This is a genomic window from Alienimonas chondri (assembly GCF_013036045.1).
GTDB lineage: Bacteria > Planctomycetota > Planctomycetia > Planctomycetales > Planctomycetaceae > Alienimonas > Alienimonas chondri.
In genome coordinates this window covers 1-22,911 of sequence record NZ_WTPX01000076.1, presented here as the reverse complement: position 1 = coordinate 22,911, position 22,911 = coordinate 1, and the positions used below count along the sequence as shown (strand labels likewise).

18 protein-coding genes and 1 tRNA gene are annotated in these 22,911 nt (G+C 68.4%); 14 read left to right on the top strand and 5 right to left on the bottom strand.

Annotated elements, in window-relative coordinates:
- Positions 1-200: 200 nt before the first annotated feature.
- From LzC2_RS12475 to LzC2_RS12465, 3 genes are all read left to right on the top strand, one after another.
- Positions 201-977 carry an FKBP-type peptidyl-prolyl cis-trans isomerase N-terminal domain-containing protein gene (locus tag LzC2_RS12475; protein WP_206678686.1) on the top strand — a complete coding sequence of 259 codons (777 nt, stop codon included), beginning with the start codon at positions 201-203 and terminating at the stop codon, positions 975-977.
- Positions 974-2,134, top strand: a complete 1,161-nt coding sequence (locus tag LzC2_RS12470) for a hypothetical protein (RefSeq protein WP_171187416.1) — start codon at positions 974-976, stop codon at positions 2,132-2,134. The genes LzC2_RS12475 and LzC2_RS12470 overlap by 4 nt, the downstream gene beginning before the upstream one ends.
- Positions 2,135-2,200: 66 nt before the next feature.
- Positions 2,201-2,914, top strand: coding sequence for an RsmE family RNA methyltransferase (locus LzC2_RS12465; RefSeq protein WP_171187413.1), 714 nt, complete (start codon positions 2,201-2,203; stop codon positions 2,912-2,914).
- Here the strand turns inward: LzC2_RS12465 and LzC2_RS12460 are convergent.
- Together LzC2_RS12460 and LzC2_RS12455 are read right to left on the bottom strand one after the other, a co-directional pair.
- Entirely contained in the window at positions 2,908-3,147 is a 240-nt protein-coding gene (locus tag LzC2_RS12460; RefSeq protein ID WP_171187411.1) for an SHOCT domain-containing protein, read from the bottom strand. The genes LzC2_RS12465 and LzC2_RS12460 overlap by 7 nt on opposite strands.
- Positions 3,148-3,198: 51 nt before the next feature.
- Positions 3,199-4,365 (bottom strand): GTP-binding protein, encoded by a 1,167-nt coding sequence (locus LzC2_RS12455; protein ID WP_315854650.1) that lies wholly within the window; start codon positions 4,363-4,365, stop codon positions 3,199-3,201.
- A 109-nt stretch (positions 4,366-4,474) separates the two neighbouring features.
- Here LzC2_RS12455 and LzC2_RS12450 point away from each other — a divergent pair, with 109 nt between their 5' ends.
- The 7 genes from LzC2_RS12450 (at position 4,475) to LzC2_RS12420 (ending at position 14,046) form a co-directional block, all read left to right on the top strand.
- Positions 4,475-5,677 (top strand): DegT/DnrJ/EryC1/StrS family aminotransferase, encoded by a 1,203-nt coding sequence (locus LzC2_RS12450; RefSeq protein ID WP_171187407.1) that lies wholly within the window; start codon positions 4,475-4,477, stop codon positions 5,675-5,677.
- 30 nt (positions 5,678-5,707) lie between these two features.
- A complete protein-coding gene (locus tag LzC2_RS12445; RefSeq protein ID WP_171187405.1) occupies positions 5,708-6,268 on the top strand; it encodes a thioredoxin family protein in 561 nt (186 codons plus the stop codon).
- A 77-nt stretch (positions 6,269-6,345) separates the two neighbouring features.
- The gene (locus LzC2_RS12440) at positions 6,346-7,971 is read left to right on the top strand and encodes an NAD(P)/FAD-dependent oxidoreductase (RefSeq protein ID WP_171187403.1); all 1,626 of its coding nucleotides are present in this window, start codon (positions 6,346-6,348) and stop codon (positions 7,969-7,971) included.
- A gap of 162 nt (positions 7,972-8,133) precedes the next feature.
- Positions 8,134-10,251: a prolyl oligopeptidase family serine peptidase gene (locus LzC2_RS12435; protein WP_171187421.1), complete on the top strand. Its 2,118-nt coding sequence runs from the start codon at positions 8,134-8,136 to the stop codon at positions 10,249-10,251.
- Positions 10,252-10,465: 214 nt separating this feature from the next.
- Positions 10,466-11,467, top strand: coding sequence for a GspE/PulE/PilB domain-containing protein (locus LzC2_RS12430; protein WP_171187401.1), 1,002 nt, complete (start codon positions 10,466-10,468; stop codon positions 11,465-11,467).
- Positions 11,468-11,552: 85 nt separating this feature from the next.
- Positions 11,553-13,073 carry a hypothetical protein gene (locus tag LzC2_RS12425; RefSeq protein WP_171187399.1) on the top strand — a complete coding sequence of 507 codons (1,521 nt, stop codon included), beginning with the start codon at positions 11,553-11,555 and terminating at the stop codon, positions 13,071-13,073.
- A gap of 52 nt (positions 13,074-13,125) precedes the next feature.
- Positions 13,126-14,046, top strand: coding sequence for a sugar phosphate isomerase/epimerase family protein (locus LzC2_RS12420; RefSeq protein WP_171187397.1), 921 nt, complete (start codon positions 13,126-13,128; stop codon positions 14,044-14,046).
- Between the two features lie 86 nt (positions 14,047-14,132).
- Here the strand turns inward: LzC2_RS12420 and LzC2_RS12415 are convergent, their stop codons facing one another.
- Complete coding sequence (locus LzC2_RS12415) at positions 14,133-15,086, bottom strand: sugar phosphate isomerase/epimerase family protein (RefSeq protein ID WP_171187395.1); 954 nt, start codon at positions 15,084-15,086, stop codon at positions 14,133-14,135.
- A 112-nt stretch (positions 15,087-15,198) separates the two neighbouring features.
- Between LzC2_RS12415 and LzC2_RS12410 the strand changes: the two genes are divergently transcribed.
- Both LzC2_RS12410 and LzC2_RS21840 read left to right on the top strand, forming a co-directional pair.
- Complete coding sequence (locus LzC2_RS12410) at positions 15,199-16,227, top strand: alpha/beta hydrolase (RefSeq protein ID WP_171187393.1); 1,029 nt, start codon at positions 15,199-15,201, stop codon at positions 16,225-16,227.
- A 152-nt stretch (positions 16,228-16,379) separates the two neighbouring features.
- Positions 16,380-16,697, top strand: a complete 318-nt coding sequence (locus tag LzC2_RS21840; RefSeq protein ID WP_206678685.1) for a hypothetical protein — start codon at positions 16,380-16,382, stop codon at positions 16,695-16,697.
- 54 nt (positions 16,698-16,751) lie between these two features.
- Here the strand turns inward: LzC2_RS21840 and LzC2_RS12400 are convergent, their stop codons facing one another.
- Positions 16,752-17,795 carry an SMP-30/gluconolactonase/LRE family protein gene (locus LzC2_RS12400; RefSeq protein WP_171187390.1) on the bottom strand — a complete coding sequence of 348 codons (1,044 nt, stop codon included), beginning with the start codon at positions 17,793-17,795 and terminating at the stop codon, positions 16,752-16,754.
- 94 nt (positions 17,796-17,889) lie between these two features.
- Here LzC2_RS12400 and LzC2_RS12395 point away from each other — a divergent pair, with 94 nt between their 5' ends.
- Together LzC2_RS12395 and LzC2_RS12390 are read left to right on the top strand one after the other, a co-directional pair.
- A complete protein-coding gene (locus LzC2_RS12395; RefSeq protein WP_171187388.1) occupies positions 17,890-21,828 on the top strand; it encodes a mechanosensitive ion channel domain-containing protein in 3,939 nt (1,312 codons plus the stop codon).
- Positions 21,829-21,976: 148 nt separating this feature from the next.
- Positions 21,977-22,050 (top strand) — tRNA-His (locus tag LzC2_RS12390).
- A gap of 148 nt (positions 22,051-22,198) precedes the next feature.
- Here the strand turns inward: LzC2_RS12390 and LzC2_RS12385 are convergent.
- The gene (locus LzC2_RS12385) at positions 22,199-22,687 is read right to left on the bottom strand and encodes a DUF1501 domain-containing protein (RefSeq protein ID WP_171187386.1); all 489 of its coding nucleotides are present in this window, start codon (positions 22,685-22,687) and stop codon (positions 22,199-22,201) included.
- Positions 22,688-22,911 lie beyond the last annotated feature (224 nt).

Here is a 22,911-nt window from a genome sequence, read left to right as displayed (position 1 = left end):
GCGGGGGGGCGGGCGAGTCCTTCACGGCCGGAGAATAGCGGGGCCGACGCCGTTCGCCTCCCCTGTCCCCTTCGATGCCGGAGTCTTGTGTGGGGCTTCGCCGGAGAATGGCGTCGAAATCGGCGGGACTTTGCGCAAACCCTCGTCATCCGCCGTCCCGGTCCGTTGAATGGCGCAGTTCGCCTGATTCCTCCCGCCCCGTGACCGCCGTGAACGTCGCTCTGCTCGCCGTCCTCGCCCTGTCGGCGCCCGCTCCGCAGGACGACCGGGCCGCGGCCGGAGCGAACGAACCCTCGCCGGTCCCGGTTTCCAAGCTCTCCGAACCGCAGAAGCTCAGCTACGCCTTGGGCGTGAACATCGGGCGGTCGCTGCTGGCGGACGGCCTCGACCCGGACCCGGAACTGTTCCTCGACGGCCTGCGGGATGCGCTGACCGAGCGGCCCGTCCAACTGTCGGACGAAGAACTTTCCCAGCTGTTGGCCGATGCGGCGGCACGGGTGCGAAAAGCCGTCGCGAAGAAGCGATCCGCGGCCTCGCTGGCGGCGCTCGATCGCTTCGCGGAGGGCGACGCGACGACGACGCGGTCCACGGGCGAACTCGTGCGCTTCGAGACCACCGGAACCGGCCCCAAGCCGTCGCCCAAGGGACGCGTGCGATTGCACTACGCTGCGGGGATCGCGGGGGAGGGAACGCCCTTCTTCACCACCCGCCGGACGACTTCCGAGGGCGAAGCGGTCGAGGAACCGATCGAAGTCGCCGTCGAAGAACTGCTGCCCGGTCTGCGAACCGTGCTGCCGGAGGTGCCCGTCGGCTCCACGGTGACGATCGGTCTGCCGCCGGATCGCGCCTACGGCCCCGCCGGCGGCCCCGCGGTGCCGCCGAATACCGCGCTGCTGGTGCGTGTGGAATTGCTCGCCGTGCTGCCGGTGCCGGAGAGCGCCGAACCGGCCGCGGCGACGGATGGGGAGACGCCGTGACCGAGCCCCGCGACGACACGGATTTTCCTCTACCGGAACCCGAACCGCACGCATCGTTCGAGGACTTCGTCGAAGCCGGTGCGGAGGAAGCGAAGGAGCCCGAGGCCGATCCGTTCGACGACGCCCCTCCGGAGCGGAACCCCTTCGATCTGTCCGGCGACCGCTCCGAAGAAACGCCGCCGCCCGCCGACCCGTTCGGCGACGCGGACGCGGGCGAAGATGCGGGCGCAACGGAGACGTACTCGCTCGGCGAGACGACCGTCCCGCCGAAATGGGGCGTCGGCTCCAACCCGCCGCCCGCCGATCCCCCGCGGGAACGCCCGCGGCGCCCGAAGCCGGCTCTCCAACCGGCCCGGGAACCGGCGCCGCCGATCGCCGCGGCGGACTCGGACGAGGATCTTGCGGACGACGATCTCACAGAGGGCGGGGAAACGGTTCGTGCCTCCGCGGGGCCGGCGAAGCCGAAGCTTCGCGACTGGGTCGAGGCGCGATGTAAGAAGGAGGCGAAGATGTACGCCCTCGGCGCCGCGGTGCTGGGACCGGTGGGGCTGCTCGCGGTCGGGTTCACCTGGTTGGTGCTGTACGTGGCGGCGCCGTTCGACGGGATTCTCGCTTGGGCGTTCGCCACGGTCGTCGTGGCGGCGCTGTTTTGGGTCAACAAGCAGGCGGCCGACCAGCGGACGATTCGCGTTCACGTCGAACCCGGCGATCGGGAGATCAAACCGGTCACGTTGGACGTCCCCCGCGGCAGCGGGCTGACTTGGCTGATGTACCTGACCGGCTCCCGCGATCTGCCCGGGATCTTGCAATTCCTGGGCACGATCACGCTGTTCGGCCCGCGGCTGTGCGATCTCGCCTGGCAGATGGGGCGGACGGCTCAGAAGTTATGGATGATCGACGTGGACGCGATCGCCGCCCCCCTCAAAACGCTGGTGCGCGCCGAGGGCAAGGTGGCGTTCGCCGCGTTCTTCGAGGCCCATTCCAAGCTCTCGCCGCAGGGCTTGGTGAACCGATTGAGCCGCATCGACGGGGTGCTGTTCCTGCCGACCTCCCAGCCGCCGGGGCTGTGCGTGTCGAATGCGTTGAAGGACGAATTCGCAGCCTGGCGCGTGAAGTGGCAGGAACTCCGTGCCGCCGGCGATCGGCTGTACGACTGACCCGCCCTGACGCGCGCCGCCTAGCGGCGACGGCGAACCGGGGCACTTTGAAGAGTGATCGAAACGATGTCCGCCCCCCGGTTCTTCGCTCCCCCGCCGCTCGCCGCCGGGCCGCTGACGCTGGCCGGGCCGGAAGCCAAGCACCTCACCGCCGTGTTGCGGATGGGGCCGGGCGATGCGATCGAGTTGTTCGACGGGGAAGGCCATCGCGCTGCCGCAACGGTTCAGGCGGTGCGGGGGAAGGGGGCGAAGACTGTCGCCGAACTGCACTGCGAACCGCCGCGGTTCACCGAGCCGCCGGCCTCCCCCCTGACGCTGGCCGTCGCGGCGCCGAAGGGGGATCGGTTCCGCTGGCTGATCGAGAAGGCGACGGAGTTGGGCGTCGCCCGGATCGTCCCGCTGCTGTGCGAGCGATCGACCGTGGACCCCAGCGGCGGCAAGCTCGACAAGTTGCGGGCGACGGCGCTGGCCGCCTGTAAACAGTGCCGCCGCGATCGGTTGCCGGCGATCGAGGAGCCGCAGTCGCTCGGCTCGTTCCTGCAAACCTGCGGGCCGGCGACGCTGTTTCACGTGGTCGGCGACCGCTTCGCCCCGCCGGCGCCGGGGCCGCATGCGGTTCTCATCGGACCGGAAGGCGGCTTTACGAAAGAAGAGGTGCAGGCCGCCGCATCGGCCGGCGTGCGGCTCGCCTCGCTGCCGACGCCGATTCTCCGCACGGAGACCGCCGCGATCGCCGCCGCCGCGGTGTTCGCCTCCGGGGGAACCGCGTCGGCTCAGTAGATCCGCGTCGTGCCGCTGCCGTCGGGATGCAGGAGTTCGAGCCGTTTCGTCTGGTACTCCTCCTGCGACACGGCCCCGCCGTCACGCGCCGCTTTCAGGTCGAGCAGTTGCTGCCCGATCGTCGGCTTGCGCGAGAAATCCCACTCGCCCAGCGACACGCACCCGACCCCCAGCAGCGGGGTCGCAACGAGCGCCAGCGAGAGGCAGCCGTGGATGAAGCGACGGCGAAGCACGGCGACCTCGGAACCGGACGGGTGACGCCGGTTCTATCGGTCGCGAGGCGATCAGGTCGTGAGCGAAGCTCCGGCCGGCGTCGAGGCGGCGGCGGTCGGCGTGGGGTCGTCGGTCATCCGGTGCGTCGGCACGGGACGCCCCGGTCGGAAGGCCCGCTCGTCCCGCAGCGCCGCGGTCGCGCCGACGGCCTCGCAAGCCGCATGGACGGTCGTGTTCATCAGTCCTTGAAGCACCTGCGGATCGCCGGCCACGCGGGCGTTGAGGATCAGCTCGGCGGTCCCGCCCGCGGGGATCGTGCGATCGGAGGGCGCCGAAAGCGTCACCGGGCCGTCGCCGCTGACGAGGTTCGCGACGCCGAACCCGCCGTCCGAGACGCCGACCGCTTTCAGATGGGCCGCTTCGTAGTTCTTCTCGGCCAGCGCCTCCTTCATCCGGCCGATCACGTCCGTCAGCAGGGCGTCGAGGCCGACGGCGTCCGCGGCCGCGACGTCGGCGGTGCCGTTGTACCAGGCGAGTTCCGCCTCGCCTTCCGCGTAGATGTCGTAGTCCAGGTTCGGCGTGACGGACCCGCTGGTCGTCCCGTCCAGAACCTCCAGCAGCCGGTCGAACCCCTCGCCAGTCTTGGCGCTCATGCGGACGACCGGCTTGCCGGGGATCTCGCGTTCGACCAACGCTTCGAGAGCGTCGATCTGTTCGCCGGGCAACTCGTCGATGCGATTCACGAGGATCGCGTCCGCTTCTTCGAGCTGCTTGCGGAGGATGTATTCGGCTTTCGGACTGAACCCCGTGCCGGCTTCGTTCCCCAGCACCTTGCTGGCGTGGCCCGGTTTCAGGATGACGGCGTACGGGGCGACGTCGAACTCTGCGGCGAACAGCTCCTTGAGCGGGCGAATGACGGTCGCGACCAGATCGGTGCAGCTGCCGACCGGCTCCGCGAGGATCACGTCCGGCGGGGCGGCGCCGCTCTCGGCGAGCCCGCGGACGGTGGAAACGAGGTTGTCGAACTGGCAGCAGAAACAGGCGCCGGCGACCTCGCCCACGTCGTAGCCCTGTCCCCGCAGGCTGGCCGTATCGACGAGTCCTTCCGCCTGATCGTTAGTGACGATGCCGACGCTCTGCCCGCGATCGCGGTACATCGCGGCGAGCCGGCCCAAGGTCGTCGTCTTACCGGCCCCCAGGAATCCGCCGACCATCACGTATCGAATGCGGTGCGACACGAACGAACTCCGGGCAAAGGCTGTAGAAACGGACATCGTTAACCTAGGCGCCCGGCGCCGCGGTCTCAAACCGATCCGGGACGCCCAACTTCCTTCTTGCGGACTCGATGTGAACCCCGACCGCCCCGCGATCCTCGGCGGCGCGCCGCTGCGTCCGGACGGCCCGCCCGGCTGGCCGCCGCGCGATTCGGCCGTCGATGCGGCGCTGCGTGCGTTGATCGAGACCGGCGACTGGGGCCGCTATCACGGCCCGCACGTGGAGGCGCTGCGGGAAGCGTTGTCCGCAATGCACGCCGGCGCGAACGTGCACCTGTGCGCCGGCGGCACGGCGGCGGTCGAGTTGGCGTTGATCGGGGCGGGGGTGGAAGCCGGGGATGAGGTGATCCTCAGCGGCTACGACTTCCGGGCGAACGCCGCGAACGTGCTGGCGCTGGGAGCGACGCCGGTCGCCGTCGACGTGCGGCCCGACACCTGGCAAATCGCCCCGGCGGCAGTCCTCGCCGCGTTCACCTCGAAAACAAAGGCGGTTCTCGTCTCTCACCTGCACGGGGGCGTGGTCGAGATGCCGACCGTGCGGGCGGCGTGCGACCGGGCCGGCGTCGCGCTCATCGAGGACGCCTGCCAGTACCCCGGCGCCGCCGTCCGTGGACGTCCGGCGGGGACGTGGGGGGACGTGGGCACGCTGAGCTTCGGCGGGTCGAAACTGTTGTCCGCGGGGCGGGGCGGGGCGGTTCTCACCGCGCCGACTCCGGCCGGCGAACGGATCGCGGCCCGGATTCGGCGGTACGTCGGGCGGGGGAACGACCTGTCGCCGCTGTCGGAAATGCAGGCGGCAGTTCTGCTCCCGCAGGCGCTGGCGCTGGCGGAACGAACCGCCGTCCGGGGTGGGAACGCGGCAACGCTGCGGTCGATCGACGGCCTGAAGCCGCTCGCCCCGCCGCCCGCCCGGGAAGCGTCGTCAGGGACCGTTCCGGCGTTTTACAAAGCGGGGTTTCAGTACGACCCCGCGGCATTCGACGGGTTGTCGCGAGAACGGTTTTGCGCCGCGATGCGAGCCGAGGGCGTGGCGTTCGACCCCGGGTTCGCGGCCCTCTCGACGCTGTTCTCCGCGAAGCGGGTGCGTTTTGAAGGCGACCTGCCGCACGCCTCGGAGGCGGGCCGGCGGTGCGTCGTGCTGCATCACCCCGCGTTGCTGACGGGGGGCGAGGACCTCGCCGCGATTTCCGTCGCCATCGAGCGGGTGCGGGCATGGGCCGGGGAGATCGCAGCGGCGGTCCCGGTGTCGTCGACGAGTCAGTCGTTAGAGTTGTGAACCAATCTCACTGCTCAACCGCCCTTAGATATGCTCGATTTCCAAGCGAAGTTCGCCGAAGGCCTGTCCTATGACGCCTTCCTCGAAGCCCACGGCTCCGACTCCGACCGGGCCAAGTGGGCCGCGGCGCTGGAGCAGGCGACGCTCACGCCCGAGCAGACGGCGTTGATCGAGGGCTTCACCCGGGACATGCCAGTGATCTGCCTGGCCGGCGCTTGGTGCGGGGATTGCGTCAGCCAGTGCCCGCTGCTGCACCGGATCGCCTCCGCCAGCGACCGGATCGACCTGCGTTTCTTTGACCGCGACGCCTACCCGGACCTGGGCGACGAACTGCAAATCTGCGGCGCCGCCCGCGTGCCGAGCGTGCTGTTCCTCGCCGAGGACTTCGCCCCCACCGGCCGCTATGGCGACAAGACGTTGGCGAAGTACCGCAAAATGGCCGGCGAACTCTCCGGCGCCGCGTGTTCCATCGGCACGAACGAACCCGGCGACCTGCGAGCCGCCGTGACCGCGGAGTGGGTCGAACAGTTCGAGCGGAACCAACTCATCCTCCGCACCAGCGGCCGCCTGCGCAAGAAGCACGGGGATTGAACGGTCCGATGGGGTCACGCCGAGGCTCCGCGGAGCCTCGGCGTTACGAACGACGGGTTCGGTCGTAGAATCCCCGCATGCCTGAGAGTTCTTCCCCCGCTGGGACCACCGTCCGCCTTACGAACCTCGCCCTGCCGGTTGAGGAGCCGGAGGAGGCGCTGCCTGCCGCGATCGCGGAACGACTGGGCGTCAACGTGGGCGACCTCGGTCGTTGGCGTCTGTTGCGCAAGAGCCTCGACGCTCGCCAGCGGCGGAGCCTGAAATATATTCACTCCGTCGCCGTCGACCTGCCCCCGGGCGTGCGGGCGAAGCGGGTCGAACCCTTCAAGGCGAAGCGATTTGAAGACCCGGCGCCCGGCGCAGCGCCGATGCGTCACCGCCCGATCGTGATCGGCAGCGGTCCGGCGGGGCTGCTGGCCGGGTATTATTTGGCGAAGCGGGGCTATCGCCCGCTGATTCTCGAACGCGGCCGGCCGGTCAAGGAGCGGGCGCGGGCCATCAAAGCCTTCGACGCCGGCGGGGCGTTCGAGCCGGAGAACAATTATCTGTTCGGCGAGGGCGGCGCCGGCGCCTGGAGCGACGGCAAACTCACCTGCCGTGTGACCGGCCCGGACGTGGATTACGTCCTCGACACCTTCGTCGAATGCGGCGGCCGTGAGAGCCTCACTTACGAACACCGCCCGCACCTCGGCAGCAATAAATTGCCGATGATCTGCCGAAACTATCGCCGCAAGACCGAGGCGATGGGCGGCGAGTATCGCTTCGGCGTGACCGTCGAAGGGTTGGATCTGCGGGACGGTAAGGTCGTCGGTCTGCACACCTCCGCGGGGCATCTCGCAGCGGACCGGGTGATCCTCGCGATCGGTCATTCCGCCCGCGACACCTACGAGGCGCTGCACGCCCAGGGCGTGCCGATGGCCGCGAAAGCGTTTCAGATCGGCGTGCGGATCGAACATCCGCAGGAGTTGGTGAACCGCCGCAAGTACGGCCGGCCGGAGTACCTCGAACTGCTGGGCGCCGCGGATTATTCGCTGGTGGCCAAGGGGCAATCGCAGGGCGAGCGCGATCTTTATACGTTCTGCATGTGCGCCGGCGGGTGGATCATTCCCAGCGTCTCCGAACCCGGCCGGTTCTGCACGAACGGGATGAGCAACTCCCGGCACGAAACCGGCCATGCGAACAGCGGATTGGTGATGACGCTCGACCCAGCGGCGTTCGCTCTGCGGGCAGGCGGTCCGATTCATCCGCTCGCCGGGGTCGAGGTGCAACGCAAGGCGGAAGAAGCGGCGTTCCGGCTCGCCGGGGGAGGCTATCTCGCCCCGGTCCAGCGGGCTGAAGACTATTTGAAGGGGCGAACGAGCGCCGGCGACGTATCGTGCAGCTATCAGCGGGGTTCGGTCGCCCTGAATCTGGCGGATCTGTTGCCGGCGGCCACCGCTGCCGCGGTTCACGCCGGACTGCCGGGGCTGGCGGAGAAGTGGGGCGGTTCGGAGTATCTCACCGAGGCCGTCCTCGCCGGACCGGAGACCCGCGGCAGCAGCCCGGTGCGGATCGCCCGCGATCGGGAGACGCTGTGCTGTCCGAACATCGACGGCCTGTATCCGGTCGGCGAGGGCGCCGGCTACGCCGGCGGGATCGTCACTGCGGCGGTCGACGGCCTGCGGACGGCCAAGGCGATCGTGGGGCAGTTCGCGGCGGTTTGATCGCGCCGGATTGATCCACCCGTGTCGTCGCACCCGCAATCCATCTCCGCGCCCGGGTTGGCGTCTCGTCGCTCCCTCGGTCCAATGTCGGCCCCTTTCCTTCCGCGAGCTTTCCCCGTGCGTCCCACCACGCTCCTCGCCCCTCTGCTGCTGGCCGTCGTCATGCCGGTCGCCAGCGCCCTCGCCGCCGATCCGCCCCCGGTTCCCGCCGCCGTGTATCCCGAGACCGCGACCGTCCCCCACACCGACGACTATCACGGCACGACCGTCGCCGATCCGTATCGGTGGCTCGAAAATGACGTCCGCGAGGACGAACAGGTCGCTGCGTGGGTGAGGGCCCAGAACGACGTCACCTTCGGCTATCTCAAGCAGATCCCGCAGCGGGAGGCGATCGAAGAACGCCTCACCGAGCTTTGGAACTACGAAAAATTCGGCGTCCCGTTCGAGGAAGGCGGTCGCTATTACTTCTTCAAGAACGACGGGTTGCAGAACCAGTTCGTGCTCTATACGCAAGAGACGCTGGAGAGCGAACCGGAGGTGCTCATCGACCCGAACGAGTGGAGCGACGACGGCACCGTCGCCCTCTCCGGCACGGCGTTCAGCAGCGACGGCAAGTACCTCGCCTACGGCGTGCAGGACGCCGGCAGCGACTGGCGAACCTGGAAGGTGATGAACCTCGAAACCCGCGAGGACACCGGCGACGAACTGACTTACGTGAAGTTCAACAGCCCCGAATGGAACGCTGACGACACGGGCCTCTACTACGGCCGCTATCCGGCCCCGGAGGCCGGCGAGGAGTTCCAAACGCTGAATCTCAATCAGAAGGTGTATCTGCACACGCTCGGCACGGAGCAAGACGACGACGAATTGATCTTTGAGCGACCCGATCACCCCAAGTGGGGCTTTTCGAACACCGTCACCGAGGACGGCGGCTATCACGTGATTACCGCGTGGAAGGGCACCGACCCGCGGTACCGGGTGTTCTACCGGTCGCTCGACGGCGGAGACTGGCAGGACCTCATCGACGACTTCGAACACGAATACGAATTCGTCGCCAACGAAGGCTCCAAGTTTTATTTCCTCACGGACGAAGCGGACGCCGGCGAAGCGCCTCTGAAACGAGTCGTCACGATCGACGTGGCGACCGGCGAGCGGACGGAGATCATCCCCGAGGCGGAGAACGTGCTGACGGGCGTCAGCCGGGTGTCGAATCTGCTGTTCGCCAAGTATCTCAAGGACGCGACCACGCAGGTGAAGGTTTATACGCTCGACGGAACGTTCGTTCGCGATGTGGAGTTCGACGGCTTAGGCACGGCGAGCGGGTTCGGCGGGGACCGCGACAGCACGGAGACGTTCTACTCCTTCGCCAGCTTCGACACCCCGCCGAGCATCTATCGCTATGACCTCGCCACCGGCGAAAGCACGCTGTTGCGACGGGCGAACGTCGACCTCGACCCGGAGGATTACGAGGTCAAGCAGGTCTTTTATGAATCGAAGGACGGCACGCGGGTGCCGATGTTCGTCGCTCATAAGAAAGGCCTGGAACTCGACGGAACCAACCCGACGCTGTTGTACGGCTACGGCGGGTTCAATATTCCGCTCACGCCCGCCTTCAGCGTCAGCCGAGCGGCGTGGATGGAGATGGGCGGCGTCTTCGCGATGGCCAATCTCCGCGGCGGCGGGGAGTACGGCGAGGCTTGGCACGAAGCCGGCACGAAGCTCAACAAACAGAACGTCTTCGACGATTTTATCGCCGCCGCGGAGTACCTCATCGCGGAGGGGTATACCTCCAAGGAGAAACTCGGGATTCAGGGCGGGAGCAACGGCGGGCTGTTGGTCGGGGCGAGCATCACGCAGCGGCCGGATCTGTTCGCCGCGGCGCTGCCCGCGGTGGGGGTGATGGACATGCTGCGGTTCCACCAGTTCACCGCCGGCCGCTTCTGGGTGGACGACTACGGCAGCGCCGACGACCCGGAGGAGTTCGCCGCGCTCTACGCCTACAGCCCGTATCACAACTTGGAAGAGAGCGTGAGCTACCCGGCGACGCTCATCACCACCGCGGACACGGACGACCGCGTCGTTCCCGGCCACAGCTTCAAGTTCGCCGCGCGGCTCCAACAGGCACACGCCGGCGAGGCGCCGGTGCTGATTCGGATCGAAACCCGCGCCGGCCACGGGGCGGGCAAGCCGACCGAGAAGGTCATCGAGGAATACGCCGACATGTGGGCGTTCCTCGCCGACCGCCTGGGGATGACGCTGCCGGCCGGCTACGGGGAGTGAATCGGCGTCCGAGCCCCGGCTGTCAGGGAGGGGGCGCTGTCGCCCGGGCGGCCCGATGTGGAGGCCGTAAAGCTCTCCCCCATTCGCTCCTCGATTTTCGCTTCTCCATCGGATCTGCGAGAAGGACCGCCTCCCTGACGGTCGGGGCTCGTTGGCGGTGGTCCCCTCGTTCGGTCATCCTGCCGCTCCGCCGCACCTCTCCGCTCCGCCGCTGATGGCCGACGTCAACGTCTACACCGACTGGCTGAAAATCCCCAAGGGCGACGTCCCGCCCGAGGGGCCGCCGGACCATTACGCGCTGCTGAAGCTGGAGAAGTTCGAGGACAACCCGGACAAAGTGCGGTCCAGCTATCGCAAGCTGAACCAGCACGTCCGCGGGTACTCCGCCGGCGAGTTCGCGACGGAAAGTCAGGAACTGCTGAACGAGTTGGCCAAGGCGATGCTCGCCCTGACTGACGAGGACCGCAAACGCGATTACGACATCTCCCTGGGACGGAAGTTCAAAGAGGAGACGAATCAATTCGGCCGCGTGCCGATGGGCCGTTTGCTGGTGAAGGCGGGGAAGATCAGCCGCGAGCAACTGACCGAAGCGGAGGGCTTCGCCGAGGCCCGCGGGCTCGATCTGCGGGATGCGCTGGTGCAGATGAAGCTGATCCCGGCGAAGCTCTCCTATCGCGCTTACGCGCGTGAGCAGGGACTCAGCTACGCGGATCTGTCGGACCTCGCCCCGGACGAGGACGTCCTGCGAGAGTTCCCCAAGGCGACGGCGAAGCGGCACGGGGTGCTCCCGCTGCTGGTCGACGACGACGCCGTGCTGGTCGCGACCTGCACCGCGATCGAACCGGAGATCGAGGAGGAACTGCGGCTCCGCTACGGCAAGCCGCCCAAGCCGGTCGTCGTGACGCCCGCGGAGATGACGCAGGCGATCACCCGCTACTACACCGCCGAGGTGGAGGAGGGCGCCGCGTCCGCCTCCCCGGCGGCGAAGAAATCGTCTAAGGGGCCGCGGAAGTCCTTCCAACACCTGGACGCGGGCGAGCAGAAGGAGCGCCGCCAATTGGGCATCATCGCGATCTGCTGGGGGGCGATCATCCCGGCGGCGGCGGCCTATTTCCTGCTCGGCGACAGCGAACTGCTCATCCTCTGGGCGTTCCTCGGGGCGGCGATCGGCGCCGGACTGGCGGCGGCGTGGGCCTTCCTGATCTACTGGAAGTGAATCTTCGCTGCGCTTCTGCGCATTTGCACCGGGCTCGCTCGCCCGGCTTTCCTCACCCGCGCATCTCCCCCACCCGCCGGACGTTTTGAAGGCCGAGCAGTTCCTCTCCCACCACGGCGTCGCCGAGAACCCGTTCTCGCAGGAGGACGCCGGCAGCGATCATCTGTTCCTGTCGCGGCCCGCCTCCACCCGGCACCCGGCGTGGGACAAGATCGCCGGCGATCCGTCCAACCCCAGCACCGCGGTCGTGTTCGGCGAGAAGGGCAGCGGGAAGACCGCGCTACGGCATCAACTCGCGGCCTCGCTAGCGGAGCATAACCTCCGGCAAACCGCCGGCGGGGAGGGCGGGAAGACGTTCGTCATTCACTACGACGACTTCAACCCGTTCCTCGACAGCTTCCGCGATACGCTCCCCGGTCGACATAAAAAGCCGGAGAAGGCGCTCGCCAAATGGCGAACCGTCGACCATATGGACAGCGTGCTCGCGCTGGGCGTGGGGCGGTTGGTGCGGTCCTCACTGGAGGCCGGCGGAAGCCGCGAGGAAGAGGGCCCGGCGATTCTGCAGGGCGATCTGGACAAGCTGGAACGCCGCCACAAACGCGACCTGCTGCTGCTCGCGGCACTCTACGATCACAGCCTCGACGAGGCGCCGGAGTCACGGTTCGAGCGGTTGCGGGCAAAGCTCGGCTTCCCCGTCCTGTTGAATCAATGGGACTTCTGGCTGGGCGTGGGGGGGACGATTCTGGTCCTCCTGATCGCGTTTTCCTACGGGTCGATCCGCGAGATCGGTTCCTGGTGGTATTGGGCCGCGCTGCCGATCCTGCTGCTGTGGCTGCCCGTGACGATCCGTCAGATCGGCCTGTGGAACGCCAGCCGGAAGGTGACGAGCAGCCTGAAGGTGCTGGATCGTCGGCCCGGTCCGCTGCGGAAGATCCTCAGCCGATTCAGCCGTCGCGATCTGTCCGGCCAGCCGTTGCCGACGGGCGACGCGACCGACGCCCGCTACGAACTGCTGTTGAAGTTCCAGAACGTCTTAAAACGACTCGGCTTCAGCGGCGTGCTGGTGCTGGTCGATCGGGTGGACGAGCCGCACCTGATCAACGGCAGCCCGGAGCGAATGAAAGAGTTCCTCTGGCCGCTGTTCGATAACAAGTTTCTCCGGCACCCCGGCCTCGGCTTTAAATTGCTGCTGCCGGCGGAAGTGCGGCACTATTTGAACCGCGAGGATCGGGGGTTCTACGAGCGCAGCCGGCTCGATAAACAGAACATGGTCCCGAACCTCGAATGGACCGGCGAGAGCCTGTATGACATCGCCGAGGATCGGCTGCGGGCTTGCGCGCGGTCTTCCCAAACGGGGGGCAAGAAGGTCTCGCTGACGGACCTGTTCGATGAAAGCGTCTCCCGCGACGAACTCACCCGGCAGTTCGCCCGACTCCGCGTGCCGCGGCACCTGTTTAAGTTCCTCTATCGCCTGATCGTCGAACACTGCGGTCGCTACCCGGCCGAAGCGCCGAAGTGGACGATCGGCCGCGAAACGCTCGACAGCACCTTCCAACTGTTCCTCCGCGACCTCGACGCGTTCGATCGCGGGATGGGAACGGGATAATCCGTTCCCGTAACGCAGAGGCTTTGCAAAGCCTCTGCGTTATGATTCCTCGATGCATCGTCGAACGCTTCTGACCGCCGCCGCTTCCGCCCCGCTCGCCGCCGCCGTCGCGGCGAGGGGAGATGAACAGGCGACCCCGGCGCCCGATTTTCGCTTCTGCCTGAACACCTCCACGATTCGCGGCCAGAAGCTGGGGATCGAACGAGAGGTCGAGATCGCCGCGGAGGCCGGCTACGACGGCATCGAACCGTGGGTGCGGGACGTGGAGGCCTACCGCGACGCCGGCGGATCGCTGCCCGATCTCAAGAAGAAAATTGCGGACGCCGGGCTGACGGTCGACAGCGCGATCGGCTTCGCGAACTGGATCGACGCCGATTCGCTCAAGAGAGCGGCCGGCCTGGAGCAGGCGAAGCGGGACATGGCGTTGATGCGGTCGATCAGCGGCACGCGGCTTGCCGCCCCGCCGGCCGGAGCGACGCAGGAGACAATGACCGATCTCGACGCCGTCGCGGAGCGGTTCGCCGACCTCTGCGACGTCGGGGCGACCGCGGGCGTCGTACCGCAGTTGGAGGTGTGGGGGTTCTCCGCGACGCTCTCCAAGCTGGGGGAAGTGCTGTACGTCGCGTCGGAGGCGTCGCGGCCGAACGCGATGCTGCTGCTCGACGCCTATCACCTGCACCGCGGCGGCAGCGGGTTCGAGGGGCTGCATCTGCTGGGGCCGGGGGCGATGGAGGTGTTCCACCTCAACGACTTCCCCTCGACCCCGACCGCCGCCGAACTGAACGATCGCGACCGCGTCATGCCCGGCGACGGCGACGCCCCGCTGGACGAGTTGTTCAAGACGTTCCGAGCGATCGGCTTCGCGGGCACGCTGTCGCTCGAACTGTTCAATCCGGATTTGTGGAAGCGGGACGCGCTGGAAGTCGCGAAAGAAGGGCTGACAAAAATGCGAACGGTCGCGGATCTCTCTTAATTTCACGCCGGTTCGTCGTTGCCGGAAGGCGGTGCGCGTCGCGTGGGAAGCGAGCCGCCCTCCGGCGACGGCGAACCGGGGGACGATCAATAGACCTCATCGAGGACGTTCTCGAAGAACGCCCAATCCTCCCGCGTCTGTTCCAACGTCTCAGCGGTGTCGAGCGGCTTCCAGCTGTGACTGCCGCGGTATTCGCTGTGCAGACTGAAGACGCCGTTGAAGCCGCGTCTTTTCAGTTCCTTAACGAAGTCCGGGATCGGACTGAACCCCTCGGCGACGGGCGTGGTGACCTCCTTGAACTGCGCCATGCCGAAGTCGTCGCGGCCGTTCGACTCCTTGCGGTAGTTCTTGACCGCACACAGCTTGATCCACGGGGCGAGCAGTTCCAGCCCCTGCCGCCAACCGGCGTCGCCGCCTTCGAGGTGCATGTGCAGCGTGTCGACGTAGGCGCCGAGATGGGCCGGCGGGAGATCCTTCAGCAGCGTGTGGAGCATCGTGCCGTGACTGGGCAAATATTCGCCGCTGTGCACGTGCATGCAGGCGGTCACGCCACGCTTCTCCGCGAGGACGGAGATTTCCGCAAGGGTTCTGCGGACCTCGTCCATCCGCTTCGCCAACGGCACGCCGTTCTGCCGGAAGTAGCCGAGTTTCAGTTCCGTCACGCCGTTCTCCGCCGCGACGGCCATCAGCCGATCGGAGGCCGGGCCGGCGTCCGTGATACCGGTCGTCAGCATCAGGACTCTCTGCCCTTCGTGCGCCGCATCCTCGACGGCGGCGGGCAGTTTCGCGGCGGCCTGTTCCGGCTCGATGTGGCCGCCGGGGCGAACGGTCAGGTCCAAGCCGTGAACGCCGACTCCGGCGAACTCCAAGGCGACCCGGTCGATCGGCCACTCCTGAAAGCTTTTCGTGAAGATCGCGACCGGCGGACGGGACGCCCGGTTCCTCGGCGTCGCGACGGCGACCGGCGCTGCGATCCCCGCGCCGGCGGAGAGCGCCGCGGTCGCGGCGGCGGTGGAGGTGAGGAAGTCGCGGCGGCGCATCGGCTCGATTCGGTTTCAGGAAGGGCCGGTCGAAGGGCGGACGAACGACTATCATCCCCCCCGTCGGCTTCCGCTCGCCACTTCGCCCGCGTCCCGAACCCCCGGCTCGCCCGTGCCCGTCGCTCTGCTGTGTCTGGTCGCTTTCCTCCCGCCTGAAGACCCGGGGGACGATCCGGCGGCTAACAGCCCTGCAGTTGAGGGGCCGGTCATCGAGAAGCAAGACGTCGACCCCGCGACCGCGCCGCTGCCGCCGGCCAAAACGCTGGAGGACGGGGTGCGGGTTTGGGGCAACCTGCCGTTCCGCCGCGCGGGCGGGGAGACGTTGCGCATGGATCTGGCAATTCCGCCGCTGGATATCTATCGAGCCGACCCGCCGCGGACACCGCTGCTGGTGTTCGTCCACGGCGGCGGATGGGTCGCGGGGACGAAGCTGCGGTATCAATCAGAGATCCTCGCCCGGGCGCGGGGCGGGGCGGCGGCGGCGACGATCGAGTACCGCCTCAGCCGCGTTGCGGAGGGCGGGAAGTATGTGGCCCCGTTCCCGGCGGCACTGGAGGACGTCCGAGCGGCGCTGGCGTTCCTCGTCGATCGAGCGGACGAACTGAATATCGACCCGGCCCGCATCGCCCTGATCGGCGACAGCGCCGGCGGGCACCTCAGCTTGCTCGCGGCGCTCTCGGCCAACGAAACGCCCGGCGGCGATCGGGGGACGAAAGACGAGCCGAACGCTTCGCCGCGGATCCCGGTCGCGGCGGTCGTGAACCTGTTCGGGGTCACCGATATGCCGGCGTATTACACCGGCAGCCGACACGCCCGCAGCGTGTTGAGCCTGTTCCTCGAGGGCCATCTCGCCGTGCGGCAAGCGGCGTACGAGGCGGCCAGCCCGGTGCGATTCATCGACGCGGACGACCCCCCCGTGCTCACGCTCCACGGCACGGCGGACCCGGTCGTGCCTTACGATCAGGCCGAAATCCTGCACGAGACGCTTAAGGAGGCGGGCGTCTCGAACGAACTGGTCCCGGTGCCGGGCGGAACGCACGGGCTGTTTCGCGAGCGAGGCGCCGTGAGGAATCGCGTCAGCCGCTTCCTTGCAGCACAACTGCGGCCCGCCGCGAAGGTGCCGGCCGCCGGCGGTCCCTGACGGCGTTGAACGGGTAGGGCGTCCAGAGTGAAGGCGATTTCGTCCCGGGTCGAACCCTGAGCCGACGCCGCGGTGACTGCCGGGTCGCCGACAGGAGGGAGCGATTCACAATCCCGTGAACCAAGTTTCCCTCTCCCACAGGAATCGTGCCGATGTCTGCCGCCGCCACCACGCAGCCCAAGCCCAGCGGTTATCACCCCGCCAACGGAACCGATCGCGGCTACGCGAAGCGGGCCGGCGTGCCGGCCCACGCCCGGCACGAAGGGCCGCTGGCCCGAGCGATCGAGGAGCAGACCAGCAAACTGCCCAGCGACGTCTTCCTGTGGGCCGCCGGCGCCAGCATGGCCGCCAGCGCGACCGCCAAGGTGATGGGCTCCAAGAACACGGCTCTGTTCATCGGCCAGTGGGCCGCGCCGTTTCTGATCCTCGGCCTGTACAACAAGCTGGTGAAGCTCGAAGGCAGCGAGTGACGCGCGTCCGCTCGCCGCTCTCTTGAAGAGAGCGGCGAACGATCGATCAAGCCTTTACTTCGCGGCGCCGGTCGTCTTGGTCTCCACCCGGCAGAGATACATGTCGCTGGTGATGAACAGGTCGCGGCCGTCCTCGCCGCCGAAGGCGACGTTGCTGGTGTGCTCGCCGGTCTCGATCCGGCCCAGCGGTTTACCTTCCGGGCTGAACACCCACACGCCGCCGGGGCCGGTCGCCCAGATGCGGCCGTCGACGTCCACCTTCAACCCGTCCGCGGAGCCTTTGCCGGGCTGCTTGGAGGCGTCGAAGAACAGCGACCCCTCGCCGGTCGAGCCGTCGGCGGCCACGGGGAACTTCATCCAGTGCTTCGCGCCGCTGTCGGCGACGTACAGCGTTTTCTCGTCCGGCGAGAGCGCGATGCCGTTCGGGCGGGGCATTTTCTTCGTGACGAGGGAGACCGTCCCGTCGGTCGTGAGGCGATAGACGCCGCAGAAATCCAGTTCCGCGTTCGGCCCTTCCAACCCGCCGGGCAGGCCGTAGGGCGGGTCGGTGAAGTAGATCGTGCCATTCGAGTGCATGCACAGATCGTTCGGGCTGTTCAGTCGCTTCCCTTCGAATCGGTCGGCCAGGGTGACCTTCCCGCCCTGTTCGGTCAGCGGCATGATCGACAGCCGGCGGTCGCCGTGCTCGCAGGAGACAAGCATCGAGGGACCGTCCTCGTCGCCGGCGACCAGCAGGCCGTTTGAGCCGGGTTCGTTGCCGTAGTCGGTCAGTCCGGTGTAGCCGGCGGGATCGAGGAACACCCGCACCGCCTTCCTCGGCTCCCAAACGCGCACGGTGTTGGACGGGATCTCCGAGAACAACAACCGCTGTCCTTGCGCATCCCACGTCGGTCCTTCGCACCAGCTGAAGCCGGAACCGAGGACGTCGATCTTCGCTTCCGGGTCGATGCAGTCGGCGAAGCGGTCGTCCAGGACCACGATGCGGCCGAGCGTCGGGAAGACGTCCGTGTCCTGCGAACCGGCCGTCGCGGGGAGACTCGCGACGAAGCAGAGCGACAGCAGGGCGGCGAGAACCGGGTGCGGTGCGGGGCGGGGCATGGAGGTTCGAGGCGGGGGGAATCGGGGGCGAACGGAGCGATGCTACCGGTCAGCCCCGTTGACCGCTCGCCGGTCGGACGCCTACGGTCGGCGCATGGATGGAACCACACGGGGCGCCGGTCTGCACACGTCACGCGATCGCAGCGAATCCCGTGGAGGACGCACGCGGTTCGCCGCAGCGTTGGCGAGCGCGCTGTGCTTCGCGGGGGGGCTCCTCGCGGGGGCATCGGCGTTCGCTCAGCAACAGGGCGAGGAGCCGTCGACCCAGGAGCCGTCGACCCAGCCAACGCCGATTGTGGCGGGAGAATCGCCCGGCGACGGAGGCGCCGCCGAGGCAATGCCTGCGGAGGGCACCCCGCCGGAGCGGGTCGGCCCGCACCCGCTGGCCGAAGGCGCGACCGATCCCGCGGTGGGCGAGGAGCCCGCCCCGCCGGAGCCCGCGGAAGCTCCGCCCAAGACAGAACCGGCGCCGACCGGCGGCGCGACGCTGCCGACGGCAGAGCAGATCGCCGCGAAGCTCGCCGCGGTGAAAGCCGCCGGCGAGGTCGACCCGCCGACCGACGGACTGACCGCCGATCAGCGGGCCGCGGCGCTGGCGGATCTCAACGCCGCCCTAGAAGCGCGGAACCGCTTGGACGCCGCGATCGTGGAACGAACCGCCGCCGAAGCGGCCGCGGAGGCGGTCGAGGAAGACGCGAAGCGATTGCAGGCCGAATTGGATGCGATCCCCCCCGTTCCGAAACCGGAGGAGATTCAAGAGGGATTCAAGGATATGACGGACGCCGCCGTCGTGACGGAGCGCACGAAGGCGGAGAACGACCGGGCTCGTCTCGAACGGGAGCGGGTCGCGCTCGCGGAATCGATCTCCGGCAAGCAGCGGGACGCCAAGCAGGCGACGCTGCGGGCCCTGCTGAAGCAGGCGAACGAAGCGGCCGCCACGGAGTCGGCGGACCCGGACGTTCCGACGGACGTGGCGACGGCTCGGATCGCGCGCATTCGGCTGGAGAAAGCGGTGCTCGTCGAGGCGCTGGCCGCCGCCGATGCCGAGAGCGTACGGGCCGCCGCCGCCGCGGCCGTCGGGCTGCCGACGCTGCGGCGAAACCTGCTGGACCGGAAGATCGCCGGCGTCACCGCCCGCGCCGCCGCCGCGACCGACGAACTGAATCGCCGGGCCTCCGCGAAGGTGAAGGAGCTGGTCGAATCCTCGACCGGCGGCGAGATTCCCCCCGTGCTGGAGGACCTCGCCGCGGAGGTCGCGGCGCTTCAGGAGTCGTACGAGCGGCAGGTCGCCAAACGCACCTCCGCGGAGAGCCAAACTGAAAAGACCAAGCGAAGTCTCGCGGCGCTGAAGGAGCGGTGGGATCGCGTCCGGGAACGGGTCGAGGATCTGGGCCTTTCGGACGCGGTGAGCGCCAGCCTGCGGCGGGAGCGGCGGGAGGTGCCGGTACTCGACCAAATAGAAGAGGGTATCGAGGCCCGCTCGGGGGAGATTGAGCGCGCCTTAGTCGCCGCCGCCGACCATCGCGACGCCGTCGCCGCCCTGCCGCCGGCGGACAAGCATGCGAGCGTCGCCTTCGCCCTGATCAGCGGCGCCGCCGACCAGGGGCTGGTGGGGGACGCCGCCGCCGCCGCCGAGGCGAAGGCTCAGGAACTATTGGACGTCCGCCGCGAACTGCTCACGAAGCTCGCCCCGGAAGACGGTTCCGAGGGCGTCGATCAGGCCGTGACCGACGCCCTGTTCGCCCTCCAGCAAGTGCAGAAGCAATACCGGGAAACCGCCTCCGGCTTTGCCGATTACATCGACGAACGCGTTCTTTGGGTTCGCAGCGGCCCGGCTCTCGGCAAGGCGCAGCTGGAACGCGAGGTGCCCGTGCTGGCCGGCTGGGCGGCGCCGGACGGAATCCGCGCGGTGGTTCGCTCGACGGTGGAGGCTTTGCTCACCGGATTCTTCACGCCGTTAACGGCGCTGGCGTTCGTCGGATGCGTACTCCTGATCGCGATTCGCTTCCGCCTGCGGGGCCTGCTGGCCCGCTGGGCGATCCCGGCTCGCCGGAAGGGGTCGCTGGACTTCCGCTCGACCGCCACGGCGCTGGTGGTCTCGCTGGCGGCGGCCTGTGCGGGGCCGGCGTTACTCGCCTGGCTCTCCTACGTCCTGACGAACGGCTGGAGCGAACAGACCGGCGCCGTCGGCCCCGGCGCGCTGCCTGCGTTTATGGACGCCTCCGCGTTGGGGACGGCGGCGGCATACGCGGCGGCCGTTTGGTTGCCGCTGTCCCTGTTGAGAATCGCCACGCGTCGCGACGGCTTGGCTGACGCCCATTTCGAATGGCCGACGGGCGCGGTCCGCCGGATTCAGCGGCAGGCGCGGTGGTTCACGCCGCTGCTGCTGTTCACCGCGGCGATCGCGGGGCTGCTCGGCTCCTCCGACCCGCTGCACGCCGGCGGCGGCTGGGAACGCGTCGCCTTCGCGGCGTCCTGCGGGCTGGCCGCTCTGATGCTGTACCGGTTGCTCCGCCCCGCGGGCGTGGTCTGGGACGGCATCCACAAAAGCGCCCCGGAAAGTCCCTCCTATCGCTTCCGCGTCCCGCTGTGCGTCATCGCCGTGCTGGGGACCGCGGCGCTGGGCGGCCTGAGCGTCGCGGGCTTCCACTACACCGCCGGCGAACTCGCCCGCCGGACTCTGGTGACGGCCGGCCTGCTGATCCTGTTGGTGCTGTTCCGCAGCGCGGCGGTGCGATGGGTGACGGTGTCTCGCCGGGCGATGCTGTACCGCAGCATGCAACGCCGGCGCGAGGAAGCCGCCGCCCGGGAACAGGCCGCGGATCCCAATCTGCCCAGCGGGTCGCAGACCGAAGGCCCCGCGGGGGTCACCGGCGTCGCGCCCGGCTCCGACACGCCGAGCGTCAGCGCCGCCGAACTTTCCGGTCAGACGCGCACGTTGGTCACCGCCGCGGCGCTGACGTTCTGGGTGGTCGGGCTGTTCTTCGTCTGGGCCGACGTCCTGCCGGCGCTGAACAAGCTGGAGGACGTGACCTTCGCCGGCTGGACGGTCAAGCGGGAGGTGCCCGTCGTCGTCGAGCTTCAGGAACCGTCGAATGACGACGCGATCGTCTTCGGCGACGACATATTGGAAACGGAGCTTAAAGACGTTCCGATCAGCCTGTGGGATCTGCTGGTGGCGTTGGCGGCCACGGGACTGACGGTCCTCGCCGCGAAGAACCTGCCCGGCCTGCTGGCGCTGAGCGTCTTCGATCGTCTCCCGCTGGACGCCGGCGGACGCTACGCCGTCTCCCGATTGGCGGGGTACGCGGCGGTGGTGATCGGCGTGTTGTTCACCGCCGGTCGGCTGGGATTTGAATGGGAGAGCGTGCAGTGGCTGCTCGCCGCGCTGTCGGTCGGCCTCGGCTTCGGCTTGCAGGAGATCGTGGCGAACTTCGTCTGCGGCGTGATCATCCTGTTCGAGCGCCCCGTGCGGGTCGGCGACGTGGTGACGGTGGACGACATCACCGGCGTCGTCAGCCGGATTCGCATTCGGGCGACCACCATCACCAACTGGGACCGCAAAGAGTTCATCGTGCCGAACAAAGAGTTCGTCACCGGCCGCCTGCTGAACTGGACGCTTTCCGACGCCACGAACCGGGTCGTGATCGAGGTCGGCGTGGCGTACGGCAGCGACACGCGAAAGGCTCGCGATCTGATGCTGGAAGCCGCGGCGGAGCAGCCGCTGGTGATGAAAGACCCGGCGCCGATCTCGACGTTCGAGGGCTTCGGCGACAGCACGTTGAACCTGCTGTTGCGGTGTTACCTGCCCAACCTGGATCAGCGATTGCCGGTGATCTCCGAACTGCACGCCACGATCGACGCGAAGTTCCGGTCCGCCGGCATCGAGATCGCCTTCCCCCAGCGGGACCTGCACGTGCGGAGCGTTCCCGCGGCGCTGATGGGCGGACGGCAGGAGTCGGAAGAGTCGGAGGAGGAGTCCACGTCGCAGACTCCCGGCGAAAGCCGCAACGGGCACGCCATCGCCGCGTGAGCGCCGCTTCGCCGGCGGTCCGCGAACCGCCGGCGGCTCGGTCGTGTCTGACGAAGGAACGATCGACGGCGCGCTTGCCGGCCCGCGATCCGGCGGCTACCCTTCCGTCCTTCGCAGACCGGCGTGCGTGTACGACGGTCGATTTATGGTGGCATTAGCTCAGTTGGTTAGAGCGCCGGATTGTGATTCCGGAGGTCGCCGGTTCAAGTCCGGTATGCCACCCTTTGAAAATAGGGGTTTCAGGCCCCTCGGCGTGAGACGCGCCGCCGCGTGAGACACTTCGTAGGCCTTTTTTGTGGAAGGCGGCGTAGCCCGCCGGTCTGCGGCGCCGCCGGGCTTTCGATTTCGCGAGGACGGCGGGGCCAGCCTGCTATTCGCCCGCGACTTCTGCAGCGTCGGTCCTCGCGATCGTCAGCACGTCCGCCGGGGTGAATCGCTCGCCCAGCACGGCGGCGGCGTCCACGCCGAGCCATTGCTCCAGCAGCGCCGCGTAGACGGTGCGGAAGTCCGTCTTCCATTTGAGGTCGCCGGCGTCCAGATCCGTCAGCGAGGAGGGCGGGCCGATCAGCCCCGGCTTGACCTTGTCTCCGACGAGGAACAGCGGGCCGGCGACGCCGTGATCCGTGCCGGCGCTGCCGTTCTCCTTCACCCGGCGGCCGAACTCGCTGAACGCCATCAGCACGACCCGCTCCGCCTGCCCGCGGGCCGAGAGATCGGTCGCGAACGCGGCCGCGGCGTCGCCCAGTTCCTCCAACAGTCTCGGATGCGTCCCCGCCTGCACGGCGTGGGTGTCGAATCCGCCGTGCTCGGTGTAATACACCCGCTCCGGCAGTTCGGCGTCGATGAGGCGCGCGATCAACTTCAGCCGTTTCGCGAGTCCTGTGTCCGGGTAACGAGCCGGACCGTCGTCGCGACTCATCGCTCGCCGCACGCGATCCGAACTCGCCGCGGCCTCCGCCGTCGCCCCTTCCACCAAGCCGAGCAACCCGCCCGCGGAACTGCCCGAGAAGGCCGGCGGGGCGCCGCCGCGCAGGCGGTAGGAGGCGGCGTCCCGGAGCGACGGCGCCTCCTACCGCCTGCGCC